Source organism: Rhodanobacter sp. G2-10 (genome assembly GCF_055809185.1).
Window position 1 is genome coordinate 1,563,221 of sequence record NZ_CM147900.1, and the last position, 26,005, is coordinate 1,589,225.

24 protein-coding genes are annotated in these 26,005 nt (G+C 63.5%); 17 read left to right on the forward strand and 7 right to left on the reverse strand.

The window, feature by feature from the left end:
- Positions 1 to 33 precede the first annotated feature (33 nt).
- Together kbl and tdh are read right to left on the reverse strand one after the other, a co-directional pair.
- Positions 34 to 1,233, reverse strand: coding sequence for a glycine C-acetyltransferase (gene kbl, locus AC0L58_RS07190; protein WP_473688082.1), 1,200 nt, complete (start codon positions 1,231 to 1,233; stop codon positions 34 to 36).
- A gap of 108 nt (positions 1,234 to 1,341) precedes the next feature.
- Complete coding sequence (gene tdh / locus AC0L58_RS07195; protein WP_473688084.1) at positions 1,342 to 2,376, reverse strand: L-threonine 3-dehydrogenase; 1,035 nt, start codon at positions 2,374 to 2,376, stop codon at positions 1,342 to 1,344.
- A gap of 270 nt (positions 2,377 to 2,646) precedes the next feature.
- Between tdh and AC0L58_RS07200 the strand changes: the two genes are divergently transcribed.
- From AC0L58_RS07200 to AC0L58_RS07230, 7 genes are all read left to right on the forward strand, one after another.
- Positions 2,647 to 4,809 (forward strand): S46 family peptidase, encoded by a 2,163-nt coding sequence (locus AC0L58_RS07200; protein ID WP_473688086.1) that lies wholly within the window; start codon positions 2,647 to 2,649, stop codon positions 4,807 to 4,809.
- Positions 4,810 to 4,932: 123 nt separating this feature from the next.
- A complete protein-coding gene (gene miaA / locus AC0L58_RS07205) occupies positions 4,933 to 5,901 on the forward strand; it encodes a tRNA (adenosine(37)-N6)-dimethylallyltransferase MiaA (protein ID WP_473688088.1) in 969 nt (322 codons plus the stop codon).
- Positions 5,902 to 6,033: 132 nt separating this feature from the next.
- A complete protein-coding gene (hfq, locus tag AC0L58_RS07210; RefSeq protein WP_473688090.1) occupies positions 6,034 to 6,318 on the forward strand; it encodes an RNA chaperone Hfq in 285 nt (94 codons plus the stop codon).
- A gap of 57 nt (positions 6,319 to 6,375) precedes the next feature.
- Entirely contained in the window at positions 6,376 to 7,677 is a 1,302-nt protein-coding gene (hflX, locus tag AC0L58_RS07215; RefSeq protein ID WP_473688092.1) for a ribosome rescue GTPase HflX, read from the forward strand.
- A gap of 169 nt (positions 7,678 to 7,846) precedes the next feature.
- A complete protein-coding gene (gene hflK, locus AC0L58_RS07220; RefSeq protein WP_473688094.1) occupies positions 7,847 to 8,917 on the forward strand; it encodes an FtsH protease activity modulator HflK in 1,071 nt (356 codons plus the stop codon).
- Positions 8,917 to 9,786: a protease modulator HflC gene (hflC, locus tag AC0L58_RS07225; RefSeq protein ID WP_473688097.1), complete on the forward strand. Its 870-nt coding sequence runs from the start codon at positions 8,917 to 8,919 to the stop codon at positions 9,784 to 9,786. Before hflK ends, hflC begins: the two co-directional genes overlap by 1 nt.
- Before the next feature lie 129 nt (positions 9,787 to 9,915).
- A complete protein-coding gene (locus tag AC0L58_RS07230) occupies positions 9,916 to 11,208 on the forward strand; it encodes an adenylosuccinate synthase (RefSeq protein WP_473688626.1) in 1,293 nt (430 codons plus the stop codon).
- A gap of 65 nt (positions 11,209 to 11,273) precedes the next feature.
- On the opposite strand, the gene smpB is transcribed toward AC0L58_RS07230, so the two are convergent.
- Positions 11,274 to 11,765 (reverse strand): SsrA-binding protein SmpB, encoded by a 492-nt coding sequence (smpB, locus tag AC0L58_RS07235; protein WP_473688099.1) that lies wholly within the window; start codon positions 11,763 to 11,765, stop codon positions 11,274 to 11,276.
- 140 nt (positions 11,766 to 11,905) lie between these two features.
- Between smpB and AC0L58_RS07240 the strand changes: the two genes are divergently transcribed.
- Both AC0L58_RS07240 and AC0L58_RS07245 read left to right on the forward strand, forming a co-directional pair.
- Positions 11,906 to 12,337 (forward strand): type II toxin-antitoxin system RatA family toxin, encoded by a 432-nt coding sequence (locus AC0L58_RS07240; RefSeq protein ID WP_473688628.1) that lies wholly within the window; start codon positions 11,906 to 11,908, stop codon positions 12,335 to 12,337.
- Entirely contained in the window at positions 12,330 to 12,611 is a 282-nt protein-coding gene (locus AC0L58_RS07245) for an RnfH family protein (RefSeq protein ID WP_473688101.1), read from the forward strand. The genes AC0L58_RS07240 and AC0L58_RS07245 overlap by 8 nt, the downstream gene beginning before the upstream one ends.
- A 49-nt stretch (positions 12,612 to 12,660) precedes the next feature.
- Here the strand turns inward: AC0L58_RS07245 and AC0L58_RS07250 are convergent, their stop codons facing one another.
- On the reverse strand, positions 12,661 to 13,119 hold the full coding sequence (locus tag AC0L58_RS07250; RefSeq protein ID WP_473688103.1) for an outer membrane protein assembly factor BamE: 459 nt from the start codon (positions 13,117 to 13,119) through the stop codon (positions 12,661 to 12,663).
- 76 nt (positions 13,120 to 13,195) lie between these two features.
- Here AC0L58_RS07250 and fur point away from each other — a divergent pair, with 76 nt between their 5' ends.
- Entirely contained in the window at positions 13,196 to 13,618 is a 423-nt protein-coding gene (gene fur / locus AC0L58_RS07255) for a ferric iron uptake transcriptional regulator (RefSeq protein WP_473688105.1), read from the forward strand.
- A 298-nt stretch (positions 13,619 to 13,916) separates the two neighbouring features.
- Here fur and AC0L58_RS07260 read toward each other — a convergent pair whose 3' ends face one another.
- A complete protein-coding gene (locus AC0L58_RS07260) occupies positions 13,917 to 15,494 on the reverse strand; it encodes an MASE1 domain-containing sensor histidine kinase (protein ID WP_473688630.1) in 1,578 nt (525 codons plus the stop codon).
- A gap of 106 nt (positions 15,495 to 15,600) precedes the next feature.
- On the opposite strand from AC0L58_RS07260, the gene AC0L58_RS07265 reads away from it, so the two are divergent.
- The gene (locus AC0L58_RS07265) at positions 15,601 to 16,236 is read left to right on the forward strand and encodes a response regulator (RefSeq protein ID WP_473688107.1); all 636 of its coding nucleotides are present in this window, start codon (positions 15,601 to 15,603) and stop codon (positions 16,234 to 16,236) included.
- 4 nt (positions 16,237 to 16,240) lie between these two features.
- On the opposite strand, the gene recN is transcribed toward AC0L58_RS07265, so the two are convergent.
- Positions 16,241 to 17,914 carry a DNA repair protein RecN gene (gene recN, locus AC0L58_RS07270; protein ID WP_473688109.1) on the reverse strand — a complete coding sequence of 558 codons (1,674 nt, stop codon included), beginning with the start codon at positions 17,912 to 17,914 and terminating at the stop codon, positions 16,241 to 16,243.
- Between the two features lie 201 nt (positions 17,915 to 18,115).
- Here recN and hrcA point away from each other — a divergent pair, with 201 nt between their 5' ends.
- From hrcA to dapB, 5 genes are all read left to right on the forward strand, one after another.
- On the forward strand, positions 18,116 to 19,177 hold the full coding sequence (gene hrcA / locus AC0L58_RS07275) for a heat-inducible transcriptional repressor HrcA (protein ID WP_473688111.1): 1,062 nt from the start codon (positions 18,116 to 18,118) through the stop codon (positions 19,175 to 19,177).
- Between the two features lie 78 nt (positions 19,178 to 19,255).
- Entirely contained in the window at positions 19,256 to 19,789 is a 534-nt protein-coding gene (gene grpE, locus AC0L58_RS07280) for a nucleotide exchange factor GrpE (RefSeq protein ID WP_473688112.1), read from the forward strand.
- Between the two features lie 147 nt (positions 19,790 to 19,936).
- Positions 19,937 to 21,859, forward strand: coding sequence for a molecular chaperone DnaK (dnaK, locus tag AC0L58_RS07285; RefSeq protein WP_473688114.1), 1,923 nt, complete (start codon positions 19,937 to 19,939; stop codon positions 21,857 to 21,859).
- Between the two features lie 136 nt (positions 21,860 to 21,995).
- Positions 21,996 to 23,123: a molecular chaperone DnaJ gene (gene dnaJ / locus AC0L58_RS07290; RefSeq protein WP_473688116.1), complete on the forward strand. Its 1,128-nt coding sequence runs from the start codon at positions 21,996 to 21,998 to the stop codon at positions 23,121 to 23,123.
- Positions 23,124 to 23,153: 30 nt separating this feature from the next.
- Positions 23,154 to 23,954, forward strand: coding sequence for a 4-hydroxy-tetrahydrodipicolinate reductase (gene dapB / locus AC0L58_RS07295; protein ID WP_473688117.1), 801 nt, complete (start codon positions 23,154 to 23,156; stop codon positions 23,952 to 23,954).
- Between the two features lie 10 nt (positions 23,955 to 23,964).
- Here the strand turns inward: dapB and AC0L58_RS07300 are convergent, their stop codons facing one another.
- Complete coding sequence (locus AC0L58_RS07300) at positions 23,965 to 24,660, reverse strand: 2OG-Fe(II) oxygenase family protein (protein WP_473688119.1); 696 nt, start codon at positions 24,658 to 24,660, stop codon at positions 23,965 to 23,967.
- A 217-nt stretch (positions 24,661 to 24,877) separates the two neighbouring features.
- Here AC0L58_RS07300 and carA point away from each other — a divergent pair, with 217 nt between their 5' ends.
- Entirely contained in the window at positions 24,878 to 26,005 is a 1,128-nt protein-coding gene (gene carA, locus AC0L58_RS07305) for a glutamine-hydrolyzing carbamoyl-phosphate synthase small subunit (protein WP_473688121.1), read from the forward strand.

Sequence of the window (26,005 nt, forward strand, 5' to 3'; positions counted from 1 at the left end):
CGGTCCGCGGAATCCAACCCTCCCCGTCAGCCTTCAGACCCTAATCACACCCAGCTTCCGCCCCACCTTGGTGAACGCCGCGATGGCCCGGTCCAGATGTGCACGGGTATGCGCTGCACTCATCTGGGTGCGAATTCGAGCCTGACCCTTGGGTACCACCGGGAAGAAGAACCCGGTGACGTAGATGCCTTCTTCCAGCAGTTCGGCGGCCATCGCCTGGGCCTGTTTCGCGTCGTGGATCATTACCGGAACGATCGGATGCACGCCTGGCTTGATATCGAAGCCTGCGGCGGTCATCTGTTGGCGGAAGTAGCGCGTATTGTCCTTGAGTTTCTCACGCAGATCGTCGGCGCTGGACAGCATGTCGAATACCTTGATCGCCGCTGCAACCACGTGTGGCGGCAACGAATTGGAGAACAGGTAAGGGCGCGAGCGCTGGCGCAGCAGTTCGATCACATCCTTGTGGCCGGTAGTGAACCCGCCCAGGGCACCGCCGAGTGCCTTGCCCAGGGTGCCGGTGAAAATATCGATCTTGTCCATCACGCCGTGGACCTCGGCCGCGCCGCGGCCGGTGTCGCCGAGAAATCCCGTGCAATGGCATTCGTCGATGTGCACCAGCGCGCCGTACTTCGCTGCCAGCGCAGTGATTTCATCCAGCTTCGCGATGAATCCGTCCATCGAGAACGTGCCGTCGGTCGTGATCAGCTTGGTACGTGCCCCGGCCGCGTCGGCTGCCTGCAGCTGCTTCTCCAGGTCGGCCATGTCGCTGTTGGCGTAACGGTAACGTTGCGCCTTGCACAACCGGATGCCGTCGATGATCGAGGCGTGGTTGAGCGCGTCGGAGATCACCGCGTCCTCCTCGCCCAGTAGCGGTTCGAACAGGCCACCGTTCGCATCGAAGCAGGCGGCGTAGAGGATGGTGTCCTCCGTGCCGAAAAAGTCGGCGATCTTCGCCTCCAGCTGCTTGTGCAGGTCTTGCGTACCGCAGATGAAACGCACGCTGGCCATGCCAAAGCCGTGGCTGTCGAGCGCCTGCTTGGCTGCGGCGATCACGTCCGGATGGTCTGCCAGGCCAAGGTAATTGTTGGCGCAGAAGTTCAATACCTTGCGTCCGCCTTCGAGCTCGATCTCGGCCGATTGCGGCGAGGTGATCACGCGTTCGGCCTTGAACAGGCCCTGTTCGCGAATGGACTCCAGTTCGCTGGCGTAGCGGTCTTTGGCGGTATAGGTCATGGGGAAGCCGGGATTGGGGAATGGGGAATGGGGAATGGGGATTCGGGAGTGGTTAGATGGAAACGGGCTCTTTCGAATCCCGGATCCCCAATCCCGAATCCCGGCACTTCAGTGCCAACTGCAGACGACTTTGCCGCAGTGGCCGACATCCATCAGGTCAAAGCCCTTCTGGAAGTCGTCGATATGGATCTGGTGGGTGAGGACTTTCTGCAGCGGAAAACCGGTCAGCACCATCTGGGTCATCTTGTACCAGGTTTCGTACATGCGCCGGCCGTAGATGCCTTGCAGGGTGAGACCCTTGAAGATCACCCGGTCCCAGTCGATACCGGCGCCCCTGGGCATGATGCCGAGCATCGCCACTTTGCCGCCGTGGTACATGCATTCGAGCATGTCGTTGAAGGCGCGCGGGTTGCCGCTCATTTCCAGGCCGACATCGAAGCCTTCCATGTGCAAGTCCTTCATCACGTCCTTGATTGACTGGTTGGTGACGTTGACGACCCGGGTGGCGCCCATGTCGGCGGCCAGCTTGAGACGAAAATCGTTGACGTCGGTGACCACCACGTTGCGTGCGCCCACGTGCTTGGCGATGCCTGCGGCGATGATGCCGATGGGACCTGCGCCGGTGATCAGCACGTCCTCGCCGATCAGGTCGAATTCCAGCGCGCAATGCGCGGCATTGCCGTAGGGGTCGAAGAATGCCGCCAGTTCGGACGGAATCTGGTCGGGGATCGGCCACAGGTTCGACGCCGGCATGCTCATGTACTCGGCGAACGCGCCATTGCGGTTCACGCCGATGCCGACGGTATTGGGGCACAGATGCTGGCGACCGGCGCGGCAGTTGCGACAATGGCCGCAAACGATGTGGCCTTCGGCGGATACGCGGTCACCGACCTTGTAGCCGGTCACGCCCGGGCCGATCTCGACGACACGACCGACGAATTCATGCCCAATGGTGAGGCCGGGAGTGATCGTGCGCTGGCTCCACTCGTCCCACTTGTAGATGTGCAGGTCGGTGCCGCAGATCGCCGTCTTCTCGATCTTGATCAGCACCTCGTTGGGACCGACCTGCGGTAGCGGTACTTCTTCCATCCAGATGCCCACTTCGGGCTTGCGCTTGACCAGGGCTTTCATTGTCTGCGGCATGGGAGCGTCCATCGGTTGCCCCGCGAACGGGGTAGGAGAAACGTCCATTATAGGGTGCTACCGCGAGCTTTCCGGCGAAGGCGCGGTTGGCAGCGCTGATCAGGACTGCGCGGGCGTGGGACACTGCCCTCAGAATGGCGTACCTGAACGACCAGTCCGGGCATGACTTGCGGCATATGCCTTTTGCGGCTCGGGTGGGGCATAAGTCGTAAGTTATTGCGTTTTCGTTCCGCCCGCTCTGGTGAGACGGGTGCCCCACAGGAGAACATCTTGCGTCGTTTATTGCTCGCCGCCGCCGTATCCGTCAGTTTCATCTCGTCCGCCCATGCCGTCGAAGGCATGTGGCAGCCCGCCCAGCTCCCGGGTATCGCTGCCACGTTGCAGCAGCATGGCCTGAAGCTCGATCCGAAGTCGTTGACGGATCTCACCGCCTATCCGATGGGTGCGATCGTCAGCCTGGGCGGCTGCACGGCGTCATTTGTTTCGCCCGAGGGTCTGGTGGTCAGCAACCATCACTGCGTCTACGGTGCCTTGCAGTTGAACTCCACGCCGGAAAACAACCTGATCGAAAAGGGCTTTCTGGCGAAGACCAAGGCTGATGAACTGTCGGCCGGGCCGTCTGCGCGGGTCTTTGTCACCGAGGAAATCCGCGACGTCACGCCAGACATCACCGCGAAGCTCAATGACTCGATGAGCGGCGCCGATCGCTACAAGGCGATCGAGATGGCGATCAAGGAACAGGTGCAGGGCTGCGAGAGCGACGGCTATCGGTGCGACGTCTACTCGTTCCATGGTGGCTACAGCTACCATTTGATCAAACAGCTGGAGATCAAGGACGTGCGGCTTGTCTATGCGCCGGCCAATTCCATCGGCAAGTTTGGTGGTGATGTCGACAACTGGATGTGGCCGCGCCACACCGGTGATTTCGGCTACTTGCGAGCCTATGTATCGAAGGACGGCAAGTCGGCGCCATTCTCCAAAGACAATGTCCCGTACCAGCCGAAGCACGTACTCAAGGTCAATCCGAAAGGCGTGGAAAACGGCGATTACGTGATGGTGGTCGGCTATCCGGGCCGTACCAATCGTTACCGACTTGCCGAAGAAGTGCAGGGCGCGATCGACTGGACGTACCCCACCCAGATCAAGGTTTACGAAGACACGCTCAACATCATCAACACCGCGGGCAAGGCCGATCCCGCGGTAGCGGTGAAGTACGCCAGCATGGTCGCCAGCCTGAACAACTACCTGAAGAATTTCGGTGGTCAGCTGGAAGGTCTGCATCGTGCCGACGCGGTCAAGGTCAAGCGCGCGCAGGAGGCGAGTCTGGAAGCATGGTTGAAGCAGCAAGGCGGTGCCGAGAACGCTGCGCTGGCGGCCGACATCGGCAAGTTGCGCCAGCAGATTGCCGCCAATGAGGCCAATCGCGAGCGCAACCTGGCGATCGGCCTGGTCAATCGCGCCTCGATGTTCAGTACGGCAGTGCGCCTGACCCATCTGGCCAAGGAGCGTCCGAAGGCCGACCTGGATCGCGATGCCGGCTATCAGCAGCGGGACTGGGTACGCATCGAGGGCGGCCTCAGGCAGATGGATCGGCGCTTCGATCCGAAGGTCGACCAGCAACTGATGGTCTATGGCCTCACGCGCTACGTGGCGCTGCCGCAGGCGCAGCGTTTGCCCGCGCTGGACGCCTGGCTGGCCGGCGCGAAAACCGAGTCGCAGCTGAAGGCGAAGGTGGCCGCCCTGTATGCGGGAAGCAAGCTGGATGGGGTCGATCAGCGCCTCAAGTGGTTCAACGCCGACAGCAAGGCGATCCAAGCCAGCAGCGACAGCATGCTCAAGCTGGCCCGTGCGGTGCAGCCGCAGCTGAAGCAGCTGAGCGACGAGTCTGACGCGCGGGATGGCGAGTTGAGCAAACTGCGCCCGCGCTACATGCAGGCGATGATCGCCTGGAAGGATTCGCAGAAGCTGCCGGTCTATCCGGACGCGAACGGCTCGCTGCGGGTCACCTTCGGCAACGTGCAGGGGGTGGCGCCACGCGACGGCGTGAGCTACGCACCGTTCACCACCGTGCAGGGGATTGTCGAGAAGAACACCGGCGTATGGCCATTCAACGCACCCGACGCCGAGATCGCCGCGATCAAGGCGAACGCCTTCGATGGCTACGCCTCACCGAAACAGGGCACGCTGCCGGTCGATTTCCTGGCCGACCTGGACATCACCGGCGGCAACTCTGGCTCGCCGGCGATGGATGCCAACGGTCAACTGGTCGGTCTCGCCTTTGACGGCAACTGGGAATCCGTCAGTGGCGACTGGCTGTTCAACCCCGAGCTCAACCGCTCGATCCAGGTCGATGTGCGCTACATGCTGTGGGTGATGCACCACCTCGATCACGCCGACAACCTGCTCAAGGAAATGGGCGTGCCGGCCACCTGAGTCGGCAGTTTGTGCTGCGCGTGTTTTGCAGGTGCGCACCCTGGGCGCGATGCTCTGGATCATGAAGAGGTGTCGCGCACAGGGTGCGCTCCAACCGAATCGGTACGCCGTTACACTGCGCGGATGCCCATCGATACCCGCCCGCTCGCCATCTTCCTGATGGGCCCGACTGCATCGGGCAAGACGGCGCTGGCGTGCGAACTGAGCGACCGTTTCCCGCTGGACCTGGTCAGCGTCGATTCGGCGCTGGTCTATCGCGGCATGGACATCGGCACGGCGAAGCCGGACCCGGAGACCTTGGCGCGCCATCCGCACGCTCTGGTCGATATCCGTGATCCGGCCGAGCCGTATTCGGCGGCTGATTTTTCGGTCGATGCACGGTCGGTGATGCGCGAGATCAGCCAGCGGGACAGGGTGCCGTTGCTGGTCGGCGGTACCGGGCTTTATTTCCGCGCCTTGCAGCAGGGGCTGTCCGACTTGCCCGAAGCGGATCCGGCGACGCGGGCCCGGCTGGGCGCCGAAGCGCAACACGTGGGTTGGTCAGCCATGCATGAGCGTCTGGCCCGCATCGATCCGGTGGCTGCCGGCCGCATCGCCAGCAATGATACGCAGCGGCTGCAGCGGGCGCTCGAGGTGTTCGAGTTGACCGGTCGGCCACTGTCCGAATTGCAGCGTCGCGGCTCGCCGGGACGCTTTCCGTGGCGAGTGCTCAAACTGGCGCTGCTTCCCGCCGAGCGGCAGCGGCTGCATGAACGCATCGCGCGACGGTTCGATGCCATGCTGCACGAAGGTTTTCTCGACGAGGTGCGTGCGCTTCGAGTGCGAGGCGATCTTCACGCCGAGCTGCCGGCGATCCGTGCGGTCGGTTACCGGCAGGCCTGGGAGCACCTGGATGGCCTGCTCGATGCCGGGGAATTTCGCGAGCGCGCCATTTTTGCCACCCGCCAGCTTGCCAAGCGGCAGATCACCTGGTTGCGCAGTGATCATGGTGCCCGGATGTTCGAGCCCGATCAGCCGGCCTTGGTTGAGCACGTCGCCACCGCCGTTCGGCTGTTTCTGAATGGATCGGTCGACGTGGCGCCCCCAGCGTGACCCAGCGCACTTGTCCGGCGAGAAAATGTTCTTTCATCAAGCATTTGAAAGCGGTTAACATCCAGTCATGTTGGACCGGGGCGCCGCAGGCGTTTTTTCTCCGGTCTGTTCGTGGCAAGGGGAGAACAAGAAATGTCCAAGGGGCAATCGTTGCAGGATCCGTTCTTGAATGCGTTGCGGCGTGAGCGCGTGCCGGTAGCGATCTATCTGGTCAACGGCATCAAGTTGCAAGGTACGGTGGAGTCGTTCGACCAGTTTGTGGTGTTGCTGCGCAACCAGGTCAGCCAGATGGTCTACAAGCACGCCATTTCCACCGTGGTGCCGAGCCGCAACGTGCGCATCGGCAATGGCCACGACGGCCATGAAAGCCATGACCAGCAGTCGGACGACGCTGTCGCGGCCCACGAAAGCGCTTGATTCCGCGACGGTCTGCCCGCATGACGTTGGTTTGTTCCTGAAGGATCACGTCCACTCGTGTTTGACCGACAGAAGAAAGGCGATCGCGCGCTCCTGGTCCTGCCGCATTCGCGCGGCGCCGGCGACGTGGCGCGACGGACCGAGGAGTTCACCGAGCTGGTGAAGTCGGCCGGTGCCGAAGTGCTGGGGGCTGTCAGCGCCCGCGTCGAGGATCCCAACCCCCGCTATTACATCGGCAGCGGCAAGGCCAACGAAGTCGCCGAGGCGGCCCGCGCGCTGGAGGCCGACCTGGTGCTGGTCGACCATCTGTTGACTCCGGTGCAGGAGCGCAACCTCGAGAAGCACCTGGGGGTGCGTGTGGTCGACCGTGCCGGCTTGATCCTCGACATCTTCGCCCAGCGTGCCCGCTCGCATGAAGGCAAGCTGGAAGTGGAGCTGGCCCAGCTCAAGCATCTGGCCACCCGCCTGGTGCGCGGCTGGACCCATCTGGACACGCAGCGCGGTGGTGCCATCGGCAACCGTGGCCCGGGTGAGACCCAGTTGGAGACTGACCGTCGACTGCTGGGCGAGCGCGTCAAGCAGCTCACCCGGCGGCTTGAAAAGGTCCAGGTCCAGCGCGGCCAGCAGCGCCGTGCGCGGCTGCGCAACACGGTGCCGCGGGTGGCCCTGGTCGGTTACACCAACGCCGGCAAGTCGACGCTGTTCAATGCGCTGACGACCGGTGACGTCTATGCTGCCGACCAGCTGTTTGCCACGCTCGATCCCACCGTGCGCAAGCTGGATGACCTCAGCTGCGGCCCGGCCGTGATTGCCGATACGGTCGGCTTCATCCGCGAGCTGCCGCACGACCTGGTGGCCGCCTTCCGCGCCACCCTGGCCGAGGCGCGTGACGCCGACCTGTTGTTGCACGTCAGCGATGCCGCCGACGAGGAACGGGAGCGGTTGCATCAGGTGGTCGACACGGTGCTTGAAGAAATCGATGCCGGCGACGTGCCCCAGTTGAACGTGATGAACAAGATCGACCTCGCCGGCACGGAACCGCGAATCGAGCGGGATGGCAGCGGCAAGCCGTTCCGGGTGTGGCTGTCCGCCGCTACTGGCGCCGGTCTCGACCTGCTGCGGCAGGCGCTGGGCGAGCTGCTGGGCGGAGAACGGGTGCAATCCGCACTGCGTTTGCCGCTGTCGGCGGGGCGCCTGCATGCCCGGCTGAAGGCTGCCGGCGCCATCACTGGCGAGACGGTCGACGAATACGGCTGGCAACTGGATATCGACGCGCCGCGCAGCGTGATCGCTCCACTCAGTGGCGGCAACCTGGCCGAAGCACAGCTGTTGCGGGGGCTGCTCGATGAGGTCGGTTGAGGCCGTTTCCGCCGGACGTTGCCAGTCGACTCTGATAGAATCCCACCTGTTTGCGCGCTGCGCGATGCTGCGTGGCGGGTTACGTTGCCGGCCGGGGTTCACCCGGATGGCTCAATGCAAGTTCCGGCCGTCGTTGCCGGCCTCCCGACGGCTCCAAGGAGACTGACTCGTGGCATGGAATGAACCCGGAAAGAGCGGGCAGAATGATCCGTGGAACCGCAAGCGCCCGACCGGCAAATCGGCGTTGGACGACCTGCTGGCGAAGCTGAAGAACCGTGGCGGCAAATTTGGCCAGGGGCCAGGCGGCATCCTGACCGGAATCCTCGTCCTGATCGTGGTCGGCCTGCTGTTCAGCAGCTACACCATTGTCGGCGCGCGCCAGCAAGGCGTGGTATTGCGTTTCGGGCAGTATTCGCGAACCTTGCCACCCGGCTTTCACCTGAAGCTGCCGCAGCCGATCGAATCGGTCACCAAGGTCGAGGCCACGCGGATCCGCTCGGTCAACGACAAGGTGGCCATGCTGACCCGTGACGAGAACATCATCACGATCGACTTCACCGTGCAGTACCAGGTGGACGATTCGCGCAAGTACCTGTTTTCGCTGACCGATCCGGACGGCACCATCAGTGCCGCGGCCGAAGCCGCCGTGCGCGGCGTGATCGGTGGCAGCGACATGGATCAGGTGTTGTCCGCCGCTGGCGCCAACCTGGTGACCAGGGCGCAGGAGGCTCTGCAGAGAACCATGGACAGCTACGACTCGGGGCTGCGGGTGACTGAAGTCAGCTTCCAGAACGTGGCACCGCCGGATGAGGTGAAGGATGCGTTCGACGACGTCAACAACGCCCGCGAGGACAAGCAGAGCATCGAGAACGCGGCGTTGGCGTACTCCAGCAAGGTCGTTCCGGTCGCGCGCGGCGAAGCGTCCCGCATCGCGGCCGAGGCTGCTGGTTACCAGGCCGAGCGGATCGCGCGTGCAGAGGGCGACACGGCGCGCTTCGACTTGATGCTGGCCCAGTACAAGGCGGCGCCAGCGGTGACGCGCAAGCGGTTGTGGCTGGAAACCATGGAGCAGGTGATGGCCCACAACACCAAGGTGGTCGACGATTCCAGCGGCCGCAACATCATCAATTTGCCTTCGACTCAAGGATCGACCACCTCCACGGGGTCCTCTGGTCAGATGGGCGCCGTCGTCTCGGCGCCATCGTCCGCCAGCAGTGCCAATGACAAGGGAGCGCAATGATGAAGAGGATCGTTGCCGCCGTTGTCGCGTTCGTGGTGATCATGCTCGGTTTGAGCAGCATGTTCGTGGTCAGTGAAGGCCATAGTGCGTTGGTGCTGCAGTTCGGCCGCATCGTGCAGACCGACTATCAGCCGGGACTGCACTTCAAGCTGCCGGTGATCCAGCAGGTGATTCATTTCGACAAGCGCATTCTGTCGCTGGATGCACCACCGGAGCGCTACTTCACCTCGGAGAAGAAGAGCGTCAACGTCGACTTTTACGTCAAGTGGCGCATTGTCGACAACGCCAAGTATTACCGCGCTACTGGCGGCGATCGCCTTCAGGCTGCGCAGCGGCTGACCCCGATCGTGAAAGACGCATTGCGTTTCGAGTTCAACGCGCGCACCTTGCCCGACCTGATTTCCGGCGGACGCAAGGACATCACCGAGCGTGTGCGGGCCCAGACCGATGCGTCGGCGCGCAAGAACCTGGGCATCGCCGTGGTCGACGTGCGAATCAAGCGCATCGATTTGCCCAACGAGGTCAGTGAGTCGGTCTACAAGCGGATGCGCGCGGAACGACTGCAGCTGGCCAACGAGCTTCGCTATACCGGCCAGGAATCGGCTGCCAAGATCAAGGCCGATGCCGATCGCCAGGCACAGGTGCTGAAGGCGGATGCCAACCGCGATGCGGCCAAGGTGAAAGGCGAGGGCGATGCAAAGGCCGCTCAGATCTACGCGCACTCCTACAACCAGGACCCGGAGTTCTACGCCTTCTACCGCAGCCTGGCCGCCTATCGGGCGTCGATGGAAGACGGCAAGGGTGTGCTGATACTCAAGCCGGATTCCCCGTTCCTGCACTACTTCGGCGATCCTGCGCCGAAAAAATAGGTCCGAAGTAGTGGAAATCGGGCCGCCATAGTGAGCAGCATTCACGGCCGCGCTCCCTCTGATCGGGGGCGCCCGTCTCCCGGCTCCCAGCAGGAGTCATTACCAATGCAGATGTCGAGCGAGAAGATCATGGGCAAGTCGGTAGTCATTCTGGGTGCGCAGTGGGGCGACGAAGGCAAGGGCAAGATCGTCGATCTGCTGACCGAGCGGGTCAGTGCGGTGGCGCGTTTCCAGGGTGGCCACAATGCCGGCCATACGCTGGTGATCAAGGGCAAGAAGACCGTACTGCACCTGATCCCCTCGGGCATTCTTCGCGACGACGCGCTGTGCCTGATCGGCAACGGCGTGGTGCTTTCGCCGGAGGCGCTGATCAAGGAAATCGCCGAACTTGAGTCCAATGGCGTCGAGGTGCGCTCACGGGTCAAGATCAGCCCGGCGACGCCATTGATCATGCCGTATCACATCGCGGTCGACAAAGCGCGCGAAATCGCCGCCGGTGGCAAGGCCATCGGCACCACCGGGCGCGGCATCGGCCCAGCATATGAGGACAAGGTGGCGCGCCGCTCGATCCGCGTGGCCGATCTCATGTATCCGCATGAGCTGCCGGCTCTGCTGAAAACCGCCGTCGACTACCACAACTTCATTCTCACCCAGTGGCTGAAAGCCGAGCCGGTCGACTACGACACGGTTCTGAAGGACGCGCTGGCCTGGGGCGAGTACATCCGACCGCTGGTCGACGATGTCGCCACCATCCTGCACGACCTGCGCAAGGAAGGCGGCAACATCCTGTACGAAGGTGCGCAGGGTGCATTGCTCGACATCGACCACGGTACCTATCCCTACGTCACCTCGAGCAACACGACGATCGGTGGCGCGCTGGCTGGTACCGGCGTGGGTGCGCAGGATATCGATTACGTGCTGGGCATCTGCAAGGCCTACGCGACGCGCGTGGGCAGCGGCCCGTTCCCGACCGAACTGCACGACGACATGGGTGAGCTGCTGCGCAAGAAGGGCAACGAGTTCGGTGCCAGCACCGGCCGGCCGCGTCGCTGCGGCTGGATCGATCTGGTGGCGCTCAAGCGCGCCACCCAGATCAACGGCATCAACGGGCTGGCGATCACCAAGCTTGACGTTCTTGACGGGCTGGACACCATCAAGGTCTGCATCGCCTACGAATACCGTGGCAAGCGCCGCGAGCTGGCGCCGCTGGACGCGGATGGCTGGGACGAGTGCCAGCCGGTCTACCTCGAATTTCCGGGTTGGCAGGAGTCCACCGCCGGTATCCGCGACTGGACCAAGCTGCCGCCTGCGGCCCGTGCCTATCTGCGTGCCGTGGAGGAACTCTCGGGTTGTCGGCTGGCGTTGGTGGCGACCGGCGCGGATCGGGACGACACCATCGTGCTGGACGATCCGTTCGCCTGAGCGTGCCTGGATGAAATGCTGAAAGGGCCTTCTCCGCGCGGGGCCCTTTCACTCCAGGGTGGCAGTCAGGACGCCCGGTTGTGCGAGCGCATGGTGCGCTGCTTCTCGATCTGCCAGTCGCGCTGTTTTTCGGCGTCCCGCTTGTCGTGCTCCTGCTTGCCGCGGGCCAGGCCGATTTCGACCTTGACCTTGTTGCCCTTCCAGTACATGGCGGTAGGCACCAGGGTGTAACCCTTGCGCTCGACCGCGCCGACCAACTGGTCGATCTCCTTGCGATGAAGCAGCAGCTTGCGGGTACGCCGGTCCTCGGTGATGACGTGGGTGGAGGCGCTGATCAGCGGGGGTATCGAACAGCCGATCAGGAAAATTTCGTTCTTCAGAACGACCGCGTAACTGTCGCCGAAGTTGATCCGCCCTGCACGCAGCGCCTTCAGCTCCCAGCCCTGCAGGGCCACGCCGGCCTCGAAGCGCTGGTCGATGTGGTATTCGAAGCGAGCGCGCTTGTTGAGCGCGATGGTGCCGCTGCCTTTGTTGTCTTTGTCCTTCGCTTTTGCCATGTCCGTTAAACTTCGCGGCACTGAGCAGCCGCCTGGCCTGCCAGCCCGTCAGGGCCGGCGATTGTGAAGAGTGCATCCTTGCGTGGATGCCTTTTGATCTTTGCATTCAAGGATGAATGCCCATGCGATTGAGGGTTGCCGTGATCGAAATTCGTCGCAGCGCACTGGTGAAATATTCGCCTGAGCAAATGTTCGACCTGGTCAATGAGGTTGAAGCATACCCAAAGCGCTTCGCCTGGTGTGTGGGAGCCGACGTGCTTGAGCGCCATGACGACGCGCTGGTCGCGCGCCTGGATCTCAAGTTTGCCGGCTTCCGCCAGAGCTTCACCACGCGCAACGTGGTCGACCCGCCGCGCCGCTTGCAGATGAACCTGGTCGAAGGCCCGTTTCGCAGTCTGGAGGGCGTCTGGGATTTCATTGCCCTGGGTGATGCCGGTTGCAAGGTCGCGTTTGCCCTCGATTTCGACTATGCGGGAAGACTCGGAGGCGGCGCCCTGAAACTGGGTTTCCAGGGATTGGCCGGGCGCATGGTCGACGACTTCTGTCGCGAGGCCGAGCGGGTTTATGGCTGAGCCCACCATTGCGGTCGAGGTGATCCACGTCGATGCAGCCATGCAGGTCGAGCGGCGAAGAGTCGACCTGCCTGCGGGCAGCTCGGTCATGCAGGCGATAGAGGCCAGCGGGATGGCGCCGGTGTTGTCGGCAGGCGCCATCGACTCGGCCCGGCTGGGCATCTTCGGCCGCAAGGTCACCGCAAACCAGCTGTTGCGTGATGGCGACCGGGTCGAGATCTATCGGGCGTTGGTGCAGGATCCGAAGGACGCACGGCGTCGACGCACTCGTTGAAGCACGCGCGACGCCGGTCGCAAGCGAAGGGGATGCGTTGCTGCCTCAGTCAGTGTCCGCTCCCGGGAGGTTCCTGCCCGAAACCACCATCGTCCTTGTCTTTCGGCGACTCGCTCTTGTCCCCGCGCGTCTCGTTGACCGGGTAACTGACGTTGTATTTCTTGCTTTCCTTGATCAACTGCTGGTCGTCCTTCGAGAAAAAATCTCCTTCGGTACGAACCAGTGTGTCGTTGTTGAAGGTTAGCGTGAACGTGCGTACCTTGACCGGGCCACCGCGCCGGGACTGGGTGGATACGTAATCCCAGCGACTGTGATCGAACGGCGTGCTGACGGACGGTGTGCCCATCAGGACCAGGATCTGGTGCTTGGTCATGCCCGGCTTGAGCTGATCGACCATCTTCTTGTCGAGCAGATTGCCTTGCTGCACGTCCGGCGTGTAGGCGATATGGCAGCCGGCAATGGAAAGCGCCAGCATGGCGATTACCAGCAGGGTGATCAGCTTTTGCATGCGTGTTGCGTCCAGGGTCGTAAAGGTGTCGGATGATACACTACCGCCTCGGTATCCCCGTGTATGGAGATGGGTTATGGAACAGGAAACCAGAGAGCTGCGCCGCGTCGGCCTCAAGGTGACCCACCCGCGCATGCGCATCCTGCAGATCTTCGACGAAGAGGGTGTGCATCACCTGACCGCCGAGGATGTGTACAAGAAACTGCTGGCGCACCAGGAAGACATCGGGCTGGCGACGGTATATCGGGTACTTACCCAGTTCGAGGCGGCGGGCATCATCGTCAAGCACAATTTCGAGGGTGGTCAGGCGGTCTATGAACTTGATCGTGGCAAGCACCACGATCACATGATTGATGTAGACAGCGGCAAGGTCATCGAGTTCGTCAGCGAGGAAATCGAGCGATTGCAGCATGAAATTGCCGCCAAGCACGGCTACGTGATCGAGGACCACAGTCTGGTGCTCTACGTGCGCCCCAAGCGTAGGCCGACCAAAGGCTGATCGACTGCAGCCGCGCCCCGGCGCCACGGCTTCGCGGTGGAATCGCGGACACAAAAAAAAGCCGCAACGTGGACTCCTGTCCACCTTGCGGCTGCTCCGCCACCCGACTCGGCCCGCCTGCGCAATTGCTCGCGCGTTTCCGGGCCCGTCGCCAGGTGGCGGCGAAACGGCATCCTGCCGTTTTTCAGAACCACCGTCCCCACGGTGACCCTGATCCGCCATCCTGCGATGGCGGCTCCCCCACATCAATAGACAATATCCTAACGATGCCTTCACGTTTCCGGTATCAGAAAAATTCCTAGTTTTGTTTGTTGCTGCGCAGCAAGATACGCAGGTGTACGCCCGGATGATCCGGACGCAGCCGGAACTGGCCACCCAGTGAAGTCACCCGGTCGCGCATGCCCTGCAGCCCGCGCCCACCGCGCGGAAGCCGGTTGGGCAGGCCGGTGCCGTCGTCGCGAATATCGAGCAGGGCCAACGCAATGCCGTTGCGTTCGCCGATGCGCAGGCGCAGCCTGAATTCGCTGGCGTGCGCATGCTTGACCGTGTTGGTGGCGCTTTCCTGCACCAGTCGGTAGATGGCGGTCCGGGTGTCGTCGTCAAGGCGCCGGGGGTCGCCGCGCAGCTCTGTATGGAAGCGCATGCCGGCACTGGTCAGCAGATCGCGAATGGGGCCTTCATCGAGTGCGCGCAGCAGGCCGAACTCGTCCAGTACGGCCGGGCGCAGGTCATCCAGCAGACGATGCAAGGCGCGTCGCATGTGTCCGAGTATGGTGTTGATGGACGTGCTGACGTCCTCCATGCCGGCCTCGCGCAGGCGCGCCTGGGCCAGCTTCACGTGGGTCTGGATGGCGGTGATGTTCTGACCCAGTTCGTCATGCAGTTCGGCCGCCAGATGGCGGCGCTCGCTCTCTTCAGCCTGCAGGTTGCCGCGGGCAGCGTCGCGCAGTTGATGGGCCAACTGATCCAATCGGCGATTGACTGCGCCGAGGTAGACATTCTGTTCTGCGACCCGCGCGCTGCTGCTGCGCAAGGCGTCAGTGGCCGAACCCAGCATCAGCGCGCCCGTGCCGGCCACGGCGAGGAACAGGTAGGCGGAAGCGGTGGATGGCGTATGCCCCAGGTGTCGATCCACGAGGGTCATGCCCAGGCTGGTGATAAGCATGGCCAGGCTGGCACCGCGCCATCCGTGGCGGAACGCGAAGAACAGCACGGGGGCCAGCGACAGCACGCGGGCAAACTGCGGTTGCGGAGCGGCACGCTCGCTGAGGATCAGCAGAATCGTCATGGATGGCACCATGACCAGCACGCCATCCGTCAGCAACCGGATCCATGTCGACCGCTCCAACCGGGTGCGGAACACCATGATCAACACGGGTGCAACGAGCAGTATCGCCAGATAGTGGCTGAGCAGCTCCTCGGCCACGGTGCGGATCATCAGGTCCGATGACTCCGGCGCCTGGGTCAACGCAAGCATGGTGGCATCGGCCGCCGTGGTGGCCGTGACCACCATCACCACGGACAGCAGCAGCCGGGTGACTTCCTGCGGGCTGTGCAGACTCGGATGCAGATGGAGCCTGCGCAGCAGCCACATGCAGGCCACCATCACGATCATTCCCGGCAAGGCATTCAGCGCAAGACCGGTCCAGCCGAGGGGCAGTCCCTGGCCCAGGTCGATCGTTACCACGGCCAGCAGCTCGGCGCCGATCAACCAGCCCCAGTAGCGCGTTGGCGCCAGCAGCAGCGCGACGAATCGCAGGCCGTAGGGAAGCATCCAGAAAGGTTGGGCGGTGGTCTGCAGCAACAACCACAGCACCAGGTAGCCGGCGCCGAGGATGGGGCCGGAGTTGGGTAGCAGGAGAGACTTCGAGCGCATGCGCCGATGGTACATGCGGTGACTGCGCCGGTGATCTGCGCTGGAGTTTGGTCGCGCGCGGGATTTCAATCGCCCAAGGCCGACGTTCGTGTGGCAAAGTAAGGCGATGTACAGCATCGTTTTGGTCGATGACCATGCCATCGTTCGTGAAGGCTTCAAGCGCCTGATCGAATTGGAACCGGATCTGGATGTGGTGGCCGAGTGCCGCTGCGCAGACGATGCGGTGGAGGCGGTGGGGCACTGGCGTCCTGATCTGGTGGCGCTCGATCTGTCATTGCCCGATGGCAGCGGTCTGCCCCTGATCGAGCATCTGCGCAGCGTCCACGAGCAGACCCGCGTGGTGGTGTTGAGCATGCATGACGGCGATCCGTATGTTTCCGAGGCGCTGCGTCGGGGCGCCAGTGGTTATGTCACCAAGGGCGTGGCACCGGAGGAGCTGGTGGCGGGGCTGCGTGCGGTGATGCAGGGTGAGTGTTTCCTCAGCTCGGACTTGCGCCAGCGCCGTGCCGAGCAGCCCAACGCGGCGCTCGATCCGGTCAACCGCCTGACGGCGCGCGAGCGCGAGGTGTTCCTGTTGCTCGCCGGCGGACGCACACCGAAGCAGGTTGCTGCAGAACTGGGAATCGGGCAGAAGACCGTCTACATCCACCGGGCCAGTCTGATGGGCAAGCTGGGCGCCGGGTCCGAGCTGGATCTGTACCGGGTGGCGACGGAACGAGGCCTGTTGTCGCCGTCAGCCTGACCGGTCAGTCGACCTGCGCACGTTGCAGCATCTGTTTGGCGTGCGCCCGTGTTTCCTTGGTGATTTCCACGCCGCCCAGCATACGCGCCAGCTCATCGCGGCGGCCGGCGGCATCGAGCTGATCGATCCGGGTGCGGGTAGCCCCGCCTTCGCTGAATTTGCTCACTCGCAGGTGGGCGTGACCCTGTGCCGCCACCTGTGGCAAATGCGTCACGCACAGCACCTGGCGTTCGGCGCCCAGGGTGCGTAATTTCTGTCCGACCACTTCGGCCACCGCACCACCGATGCCACTGTCGACCTCGTCGAAGATCATGGTGCCGATCGAGTCCTTGCCGAGGGTGGCCACTTCGATGGCGAGGCTGATGCGGGCCAGCTCGCCGCCCGACGCGACCTTGCGCAGTGGCCGGGGCGGCTGCCCGGGATTCGCGCTGACCAGCAACTCGCAGCGCTCCTGGCCCTGCGCGTCCGGCTCGTCGCCGTCCACCGGTTCCAGCTCGACCTGCAGCACACCGCCGGTCATGCCCAGCTCCCCCATCAGCAGAGTGACCTCTTGGCCCAGCCTGCGGGCTGCTTCCGTGCGGGATTGGCTCAGCAGGGCCGCCGTGCTGGCGTACTCGACACGCAGCTTTTCGCGCTGGAGGGCCAGGTGCTCCAGGGCATCGCCGGCACCTTCGAGTTCGGTGAGTTCGTCGCGCAGCACTGCCAGCTTGTCGTGCAGTTCCTCCACGGGCATCCGATAGCGGCGTGACAGGGCATGAAGCTGGCTCAGGTGTTGATCGACATCGGCATAGCGAGCGGGGTCGATATCGACATCCTGGGCATAACGTCCCAGGCCGTCGGCAGCTTCGGCCAGCTGGATGCTGGCGTTGTCGAGCAACTCCAGCCAGGGGGCCAGTTTGTCGTCCAGGCTTGCGAGTTTGCCCAGTTCCGCCTGGGCGCGGACCACGCTGCGCCGCAGGGCGAACTCGCCTTCACCATCCAGCAGTTCGACGATGCCGGCGCTGCCTTCGGCCAGACGATCGGCGTTGGCCAGGCGTTTGTGGCTGGCCTCGAGTTCGGCCAGCTCGGCGGGGGGGAGGGCCCATCTCTCCAGTTCGCTCAACTCGTGGCGCAACAGTTCGATGCGTTGCTCGCGGTTCTCGCCACCGGTGAGCTTGCTGATGCGCTGATCCAGTTCACGCCATTGCCGGGCCTGCAGCCGTGTTTGCGCCAACCATTCGTCGTGGCCGGCGTAGGCATCCAGCAAGGTCAGCTGATGCGATCGGGACAGCAGCGCCTGATGTTCGTGCTGACCGTGGATCTCGACCAGCAGGGCGGCCAGCTCGCCGAGCTGGCGCGCATTGGCCGGTCGGCCGTTGATCCAGGCCTTGGAGCTGCCTTCGGCACGCAGCACGCGGCGTAGCTGGCAGCTGCCTTCGTCGTCCAGCTCCTCCCGGCGCAACCACTCCTGCGCTTCATGCAGGTCGCTCAGGTCGAACTCGGCGGCGAGTTCGGCGCGGTCGTTGCCCGCACGTACCATGCTGCTGTCGGCGCGCGCTCCGGCCAGCAGCATCAATGCGTCGACCAGCAGTGATTTGCCGGCGCCGGTCTCGCCGCTGACCACGGTCAGGCCTGGACCGAAAGCCACCTCGGCGGCCTCGACTACAGCAAAATGGCGGACGAATAGCGAAGTAAGCATGGGCAGATCAGCAATGGGGTGGATGAATTGTAACGGGAGCCTGCCGGGGCCGGCAGTCCGAGGCAGGCGGTGCCGTGCCCCACGTCCGGATCACGGAGCGGGGCACATTGGCCTGACTGCCCTGGCTGCCAAACACCGCTTGTGCTTGCAAGCGGCGCGCGCAGACCTTATTTCTGTTGTGTCTCAGGAACTGCTACAAGCATGATCAATCCACACGGCCACGATCTCGATGCCCGCGCGCGACGCCTGCTGCGTACGCTGATTGCCCAGTATCTGGTCGACGGCGAGCCGGTCGGCTCGCGTACGCTGTCGCGCTCGTCCGGGTTGGACGTGAGCCCGGCCACCATCCGCAACATCATGGCAGACCTCGAAGATGCCGGTCTGGTTGCCTCGCCACATACCTCGGCGGGCCGGGTACCGACGCCGCGCGGTCTGCGACTGTTCGTGGACAGCCTGATCGAGCTGCAACCATTGCCACGGGCGGAAATGGCGCGCCTGCAAAGCGAGTTGCCACCGGGCCCGACCACAACCCGCGATCTGCTCGGCAACGTGTCGACATTGCTGTCGGCGATGACCCGGTTTGCCGGTGTGGTCACGCTGCCACGCCAGGCCGATTTTCCATTGCGCCACATCGACTTTGTCGCATTGCCGGACGCGCGCGTGCTGGTGATCCTGGTGTTCACCGACAATCAGGTGCAGAACCGCATCGTGCAACTGGCCAAGCCCTTGGCCTCCCGCGATCTGGAGCAGGCCGCAAACTACCTCAACAGCCACTTCGCCGGCCTGCGCGTTGACGACATCCGCGCTCATCTGCTGGCGGAAATACGTGAGACCGGCAGCGAGCTCAATCGGCTGCTGGCCAGCACCATGGAGCTTGCCACGGCCTCTTTCGCGCCCCAGGCCAATGCTGCCGACATGCTGGTCAGCGGCCAGACCAACCTGATGGCGTATTCCGAGCTGGCCGACCTGCAGCGGTTGCGGGAGCTGTTCGACGCGTTCCAGCAGAAGAACGAATTGCTGCAGCTGATGGAGGTATGCGCCAAGGCCCCCGGTGTGCGCCTGTTCATCGGCGAGGAGTCGGGGTTTGCGGCGCTGGATGGCTGCAGCGTGGTGACTGCCAGTTATGGCGCACAGGGCCGGGTGCTGGGTGCCGTCGGGGTGATCGGGCCGACCCGGATGGCTTACGAGCGGGTGATTCCGGTGGTACAGGCAACGGCCGGATTGCTGAGTGACGCCTTGAATCGCGTCGCGACGACCCTATAACCGGCAGCAGAGGTGGGACTTTCGTGAATCGGATGGCGGGCCATCGTGCCGGCCGTGGACTTATGTTTGGAGTGATGCATGCAAAACAACGACGCTCAGCCGCATGACGAGGCGCAGGAACATGATGCGCCGGAGGAGTCCGCCGCCAGCGAAATCGCCATGTTGCAGGCCCGCGTGGCCGAACTGGAGGCGACCAACAACGAACTGCACGAAACCGTGTTGCGGGAAAAGGCCGAGATCGAGAACCAGCGTCGTCGGCTGCATCGCGACCTGGAGCAGGCGCGGCGATTTGCCAATGAGAAATTGCTGAACGAACTGCTGCCGGTGTACGACGGGCTGGAGAGCGGCCTGGCGGTCGAGAGCGGCGACATGGCCTCGATGCGCGAGGGGCTCACCCTCACGCTCAAGGCCTTGCTGAAAGTGGCGGAAAACCATGGCATGGCCCAGGTCGACCCGATGGGTCAGCCGCTCGACCCGGAGCGCCACCACGCAGTGAGCATGGTCGATGCGCCCGGCAAGGCGCCGGGCACGGTGGTCAGCGTGCTGCAGAAAGGTTACGTGTTGAACGATCGTCTGCTGCGCCCGGCCCTGGTTGCCGTGGCGAAAGACTGAAGGCAGCAGCATCGGCGGGCGTATCGCCCCGTCGACGCGGATCGAGAAATCAAATCAGGGGCGCCGCCGGCATTGAATCGCCGCAGCAAAACCCCATCTGGAAACCATCGCGGCCGCGGGGGCCGCCAATAGATTCGGAGCATGAACATGGGCAAGATCATCGGCATCGACCTGGGTACCACCAATTCCTGCGTGTCCGTGATGGACGGCAGCACCGCCAAGGTCATCGAGAACTCGGAGGGCGATCGCACCACGCCATCCATCGTCGCCTTCAACAAGGACGGTGAAGTGCTGGTGGGCGCCTCGGCCAAGCGCCAGGGCGTGACCAACCCGAAGAATACTTTCTACGCAGTGAAACGCCTGATCGGTCGCAAGTTCAGCGATGCCGAGGTACAGAAGGACCTGGGTATCGTGCCGTTCGGCATCGTTGCGCATGACAACGGTGATGCGTGGGTCGAAACCTCTGACGGCAAGAAGATGGCGCCGCAGGAGATCTCGGCCAAGGTGCTGATGAAGATGAAGAAGACCGCCGAGGATTATCTTGGCGAGACCATCACCGAAGCGGTGATCACGGTGCCGGCCTACTTCAACGACAGCCAGCGTCAGGCGACCAAGGACGCCGGCAAGATCGCGGGCCTGGAAGTCAAGCGCATCATCAACGAGCCCACCGCGGCCGCGCTGGCCTATGGCCTGGACAAGAAGGGCGGCGACCGCAAGATCGTGGTCTACGATCTCGGTGGCGGCACCTTCGACGTGTCGATCATCGAGATCGCGGAAGTCGACGGCGAGAAGCAGTTCGAAGTGCTGGCCACCAATGGCGACACCTTCCTCGGTGGCGAAGACTTCGACATGCGCGTCATCGACTACCTGGTCGACGAGTTCCAGAAAGAGCAGGGCATCGACCTGCGCAAGGATCCGCTTGCCCTGCAGCGCCTGAAGGACGCTGCCGAGCGCGCCAAGATCGAACTGTCCTCGAATCACCAGACCGACGTGAACCTGCCGTACGTGACGGCTGACGCCTCCGGTCCGAAACACCTCAACATCAAGCTGACCCGGGCCAAGCTCGAGGCGCTGGTGGAAGACCTGATCAAGCGCACCATCGAGCCGTGTCGTACCGCGCTCAATGATGCCGGCCTGCGTGTGTCCGACATCAACGACGTGATCCTGGTCGGCGGCCAGACCCGCATGCCCAAGGTGCAGGAAGCGGTCAAGGACTTCTTCGGCAAGGACCCGCGCAAGGACGTCAACCCGGACGAGGCCGTTGCCGTGGGCGCGGCGATCCAGGGCGGCGTGCTGGGTGGTTCGGTCAAGGACGTGCTGCTGCTGGACGTGACTCCGCTGTCGCTCGGCATCGAGACGATGGGCGGCGTGATGACCAAGCTGATCGAGAAGAACACCACGGTGCCGACCAAGGCCGCGCAGACCTTCTCCACCGCCGACGACAACCAGACCGCGGTGACGGTGCACGTGCTGCAGGGCGAGCGCGAGCGCGCCAACGCCAACAAGTCGCTGGGCAAGTTCGACCTGCAGGGTATCGATCCGGCCCCGCGCGGCATGCCGCAGATCGAGGTCACCTTCGACATCGACGCCAACGGCATCCTGCACGTGTCGGCCAAGGACAAGAAGACCGGCAAGGAACAGAAGATCGAGATCAAGGCCGGTTCGGGCCTGTCCGAGGAAGAGATCCAGCGCATGGTCGCCGACGCCGAGGCGAACAAGGAAGAGGACAAGAAGTTCCACGAGTTGGTGGCCACCCGCAACAAGGCCGACCAGCTGGTGCACGCCACGCGCAGTGCCATGAAGGAGCATGGCGGCAATGTGCCGGCGGATCAGCTCAGCTCGATCGAAGGCGCCTTGTCCGACCTGGAGAAGGTCAAGGACGGCGAGGACAAGGCGGCGATCGAGGCCAAGGTCGAGAAACTGGAGCAGGTTGCGCAGGCGTTGTATGCGGCTGCACAAGGGCAAGGCGGCGCGTCGCCGGAAGATGGCGCACAGTCGGCGCCGGGTGGTTCGGCCCAGCCCGATGACGTGGTGGATGCCGAGTTCACCGAGGTCAAGGACGACAAGTAATCATTGACCGGCAGCCACTGTCGGCAGGGTCGACGTTCACCAGCCCGCGCCGGGATTTCCTGGCGCGGGCTGTGTGGTGAGGTGATATTCGTTGTCGCCGGTCGGCAGGGGCGCAACAAGGCAATCTGGATGCAAGATGAGCAAGCGTGACTACTACGAAGTGCTGGGTGTCGAACGCAGCGTCGGCGAGGTCGAACTGAAGAAGTCGTTTCGTCGACTGGCGATGAAATACCATCCGGATCGCTGTCCGGATGACCCGGCGGCGCAGGACAAGTTCAAGGAGGCCAAGGAGGCCTACGAGGTTTTGTCCGATCCTTCGAAGCGCGCGATGTACGATCAGCATGGCCACGCGGCGTTCGAGCACGGCATGGGCGGTCGCGGTGGCGCCGGTTTTGGAGATGTCGGCGACATTTTTGGCGATATTTTCGGCGATATTTTCGGCAGGAGTGGTGGCGGTCGCGGTCGTGCCCGTCGCGGTGCCGATTTGCGCTACATCATGGAGCTGGATCTGGAAGAGGCCGTGTTCGGTGTCAGCCGACAGATCGAGATTCCCACCCAGGTCAACTGCCATCACTGCAACGGCAGTGGTTCGGAGGACGGCAAGGTCAGCAAGTGCGCGACCTGTCACGGCCACGGCCAGGTACGCATGCAGAACGGCATTTTTTCGATCCAGCAGGCCTGCCCGCATTGCGGAGGGACCGGCCAGACGATCGAGAAGCCGTGCAGGAAATGCCACGGCGAAGGACGCATCGAGGAAACGCGCACGCTGTCGGTGCAGATCCCCGAAGGCGTCGACAACGGCGATCGCATCCGCCTGAGCGGGCAGGGCGAGGCTGGTCCGTCCGGCGCGCCGGCGGGTGACCTGTATGTGGAAGTGCACGTGCGCGAACATGCGATCTTCCAGCGCGAAGGCAGCGACCTGTACTGCGAGCTGCCGATCCGTTTTTCGCAGGCGGCGCTGGGCGCCGAACTGCCCGTGCCGACGCTGGAAGGCGAGGTACCAATCAGCATTCCACCGGAAACCCAGACCGGCGCACAGTTCCGGCTGCGCGGACGTGGCGTGAAATCGGTGCGCAGCAGCCGGCATGGTGACCTGATCTGTCGCGTGGTGGTGGAAACTCCGGTACGCCTGACCAAGCAGCAGCGCGAGTTGCTGGAGTCCCTGGAAGCCTCCTTTGCCGGCAGTGACGCGGGCAAGCACACGCCGCGTGCCAAGGGCTGGGTCGATGGCGTCAAGGATTTCTGGTCAAAGGTCACGGCGTAAAAACATTTCACCCACCGGAGCACACGATCGATGCCACGCCCTGTCCGCCTCGCCATCAATGGTGCCTCTGGTCGCATGGGCAGTGCGCTGCTGGGGTTGCTCGGCGAGGACCCACGCTTCGTGCTGCGGCATGCGGTCGTGGCGCCCGGTTCGGCGGAAGATGGTCAGCCGGTGTTTCCCGGCAGCACGGATGCGCTGCGTTATGCGCATGACTGGCATGCTGCGCCGGCCATCGACGTGGTCATCGACTTCAGCGGCCCGACCGGCCTGGCGGCAGCCCTCGATCACTGCCTGGCGCATGGTACGGCGCTGGCAAGCGGCACCACGGGCCTCGATGCGGCGCTGGAAGGGCGACTCACCGCGGCCGGCGAGCATATCGCGATTCTTCGTGCCGCCAATTTCAGTCTTGGCGTGGCAGTGTTGACGCGCCTGTTGCGGGAAGCGGCAGCGGCGCTGCCGGCCTGGGATCTGGAGATTGTCGAGGCTCACCACGGCCGCAAGCAGGACGCTCCCTCGGGTACGGCGCTGGCGTTGGGTCGTGCTGCCGCTGATGCGCGGGAAACCACGCTGGAGGCGACCTCGGTTTACAGTCGCGAAGGGCAAACCGGTACGCGGGGCGAAGGGTGCATCGGTTTTGCGGTGGTTCGTGGCGGCGATATCGTCGGCGAGCATACCGCCTTGCTGGTCGGGCAGGGCGAGCGGCTGGAGCTGACCCATCGTGCGACCGATCGGTCGGTGTTCGCACGCGGCGCACTGCAAGCGGCGTACTGGCTGGCCGACCAGAAGCCTGGTCACTGGCAGCTTGATGACGTGATCACCACCTCCCGCTGAGACCAATTGGTCAGTCGGGGTGTGATGCGCTGCGATCGCGACCGGCGCCCAGTTTGGTGTCCAGCTTCCCGAACACTTTCTTGAATGCCCGCGAGAACTTCCCGCGCTTGGTCTTGCGCAGCTTTTCCTCTTCGCTGGTAAGCCATGCGACCTGGATGACCCGCCGCTCGCCCTCGTACGGCAAATGGCCGTGGAACGAATTTTCGCAGCGTTTGAATACCGCGAACTCGCCATAAAGAGGCGTCAGCTCCGGCACCACCACGCTGTCGATGTCGTCGATACGGTGCAGGAAGCGCAGGCAGCCATCGCTGGTGTCGGGCCACTGCGGATTCAGGTAGAGCAGCGCGGTGGCAATCTTCGATTTGCTGTCGGTGTGGATGGTGCCGTGTCGCTTGTTCAGTAGCCGGCACAAGGTCACCAAGGTCGGATACTGCCCCAGATTCTCGATGCCAAGGCGCTTTCCGATTGCCTGGGCAAAGGCTGGGGATGTCATGTTTTCAATCAAGGTGTTTACGCTGGGCCCGCAGTCGCTCGGATCGTAGGGAAAGAAGCCCGCGCTGGGGAAACGCGGAAAGTCGCGATCCAGGTCGCCGCGTATCTCGTCCGGCAGCTGGCCGTGCGCCACCATGAACGGAAAGGGTTGGTGCAGCACCGTGGTATCCGGGCGGTCAAGGCGCGCGGGATCGAGCAGAACGGTGGCACGCATGAGGTCTTCAGCTCCGTTGAAAAGGCTACTAGTGTAACGCTCGGCAGGCCAGGACCGGATACAGGGAAAGTCGCCGGTTCAGTAAGCGTAAGGTGGACAGAAACGCGGTCGCGGCCTATCATTTCCACCCGCCCGGATTTAATTCCCTCCCAAGCACCACAAGCCAGCGATACGGCGGCTTGCGGACTTTGCTGTATCAAAAAAGGCGGATATCGCAATGCCTCTACCCGCTCTGCTTGCCCTTGAAGATGGCAGCGTGTTCCATGGTCATGCCGTTGGCGCCGCCGGTGAAACCATCGGTGAGGTGGTCTTCAACACCGCGATGACCGGCTATCAGGAGATCCTCACCGATCCCTCCTATGCGCGCCAGTTGGTCACCCTGACCTATCCACACGTTGGCAATACCGGCACCAATGACGAGGACGTGGAGTCCGCCGTCGTGCACGCGGCCGGTTTGATCGTACGCGACGTGCCGCGCCGTGCCAGCAACTGGCGCAGCAAGGAAAGCCTGTCCGATTACCTCACGCGTCATGGCACGGTGGCGATCGCCGGCATCGACACGCGGCGGCTCACCCGCATTCTGCGCGAAAAGGGCGCGCTGGCCGGTTGCATCGTGGCGGCGGAGCAGATCGACCTGGACGACGCGCTGGCCAAGGCGCGCGCTTTTCCCGGCCTGGACGGCATGGATCTGGCCAAGGTGGTCGGGACTGCCAAATCGTATGCCTGGAACCAGGGTGTCTACGATCTGGATCGCGTCGCCTTCAACCAGCCGGAAATACGTTTCAAGGTGGTGGCCTACGACTTCGGCACCAAGCTCAATATCCTGCGCCTGCTGGCCGAACAGGGCTGCGACGTCACCGTGGTACCGCCGCAGACGCCCGCCGCCGACGTGCTGGCGATGCAACCGGATGGCGTGTTCCTGTCCAATGGCCCCGGTGATCCGGCGGCATGCGAATACGCCATCGCGGCGGTGCGCTCCTTCCTCGACGCGAAGATTCCCCTGTTCGGCATCTGCCTTGGCCACCAGTTGATGGCCCTGGCCCTGGGCGGCGAGACGCTGAAGATGAAATTTGGCCACCATGGCGCCAATCATCCGGTCAAGGATATGGATGACGGCCGCGTGCTGATCACCTCGCAGAATCACGGGTTTGCCGTTGACCCTGCCAGCCTGCCGACGAATGTGCGTGTTACCCATGTGTCCCTGTTTGACGGGTCGTTGCAGGGCTTCGCGCTGACTGATCGCCCGGCATTCTGTTTCCAGGGCCACCCCGAGGCGAGTCCTGGTCCGCACGATGTCGGCTATTTGTTCCAACGTTTCGCCGAACTGATGCAGGAGTCCCGCTGA

What these genes read in the sequence shown, in the direction of transcription:
- AC0L58_RS07260 (WP_473688630.1), bottom strand. Translation starts at nt 15,494, where the DNA reads ATGCGCTCGAAGTCTCTCCTGCTACCCAACTCCGGCCCCATCCTCGGC.
- fur (WP_473688105.1), top strand. Translation starts at nt 13,196, where the DNA reads ATGGAACAGGAAACCAGAGAGCTGCGCCGCGTCGGCCTCAAGGTGACC.
- carA (WP_473688121.1), top strand. Translation starts at nt 24,878, where the DNA reads ATGCCTCTACCCGCTCTGCTTGCCCTTGAAGATGGCAGCGTGTTCCAT.
- dapB (WP_473688117.1), top strand. Translation starts at nt 23,154, where the DNA reads ATGCCACGCCCTGTCCGCCTCGCCATCAATGGTGCCTCTGGTCGCATG.
- AC0L58_RS07245 (WP_473688101.1), top strand. Translation starts at nt 12,330, where the DNA reads ATGGCTGAGCCCACCATTGCGGTCGAGGTGATCCACGTCGATGCAGCC.
- dnaJ (WP_473688116.1), top strand. Translation starts at nt 21,996, where the DNA reads ATGAGCAAGCGTGACTACTACGAAGTGCTGGGTGTCGAACGCAGCGTC.
- AC0L58_RS07230 (WP_473688626.1), top strand. Translation starts at nt 9,916, where the DNA reads ATGGGCAAGTCGGTAGTCATTCTGGGTGCGCAGTGGGGCGACGAAGGC.
- grpE (WP_473688112.1), top strand. Translation starts at nt 19,256, where the DNA reads ATGCAAAACAACGACGCTCAGCCGCATGACGAGGCGCAGGAACATGAT.
- kbl (WP_473688082.1), bottom strand. Translation starts at nt 1,233, where the DNA reads ATGACCTATACCGCCAAAGACCGCTACGCCAGCGAACTGGAGTCCATT.
- recN (WP_473688109.1), bottom strand. Translation starts at nt 17,914, where the DNA reads ATGCTTACTTCGCTATTCGTCCGCCATTTTGCTGTAGTCGAGGCCGCC.
- AC0L58_RS07250 (WP_473688103.1), bottom strand. Translation starts at nt 13,119, where the DNA reads ATGCAAAAGCTGATCACCCTGCTGGTAATCGCCATGCTGGCGCTTTCC.
- AC0L58_RS07300 (WP_473688119.1), bottom strand. Translation starts at nt 24,660, where the DNA reads ATGCGTGCCACCGTTCTGCTCGATCCCGCGCGCCTTGACCGCCCGGAT.
- hfq (WP_473688090.1), top strand. Translation starts at nt 6,034, where the DNA reads ATGTCCAAGGGGCAATCGTTGCAGGATCCGTTCTTGAATGCGTTGCGG.
- tdh (WP_473688084.1), bottom strand. Translation starts at nt 2,376, where the DNA reads ATGCCGCAGACAATGAAAGCCCTGGTCAAGCGCAAGCCCGAAGTGGGC.
- hflC (WP_473688097.1), top strand. Translation starts at nt 8,917, where the DNA reads ATGAAGAGGATCGTTGCCGCCGTTGTCGCGTTCGTGGTGATCATGCTC.
- hrcA (WP_473688111.1), top strand. Translation starts at nt 18,116, where the DNA reads ATGATCAATCCACACGGCCACGATCTCGATGCCCGCGCGCGACGCCTG.
- smpB (WP_473688099.1), bottom strand. Translation starts at nt 11,765, where the DNA reads ATGGCAAAAGCGAAGGACAAAGACAACAAAGGCAGCGGCACCATCGCG.
- dnaK (WP_473688114.1), top strand. Translation starts at nt 19,937, where the DNA reads ATGGGCAAGATCATCGGCATCGACCTGGGTACCACCAATTCCTGCGTG.
- AC0L58_RS07265 (WP_473688107.1), top strand. Translation starts at nt 15,601, where the DNA reads ATGTACAGCATCGTTTTGGTCGATGACCATGCCATCGTTCGTGAAGGC.
- miaA (WP_473688088.1), top strand. Translation starts at nt 4,933, where the DNA reads ATGCCCATCGATACCCGCCCGCTCGCCATCTTCCTGATGGGCCCGACT.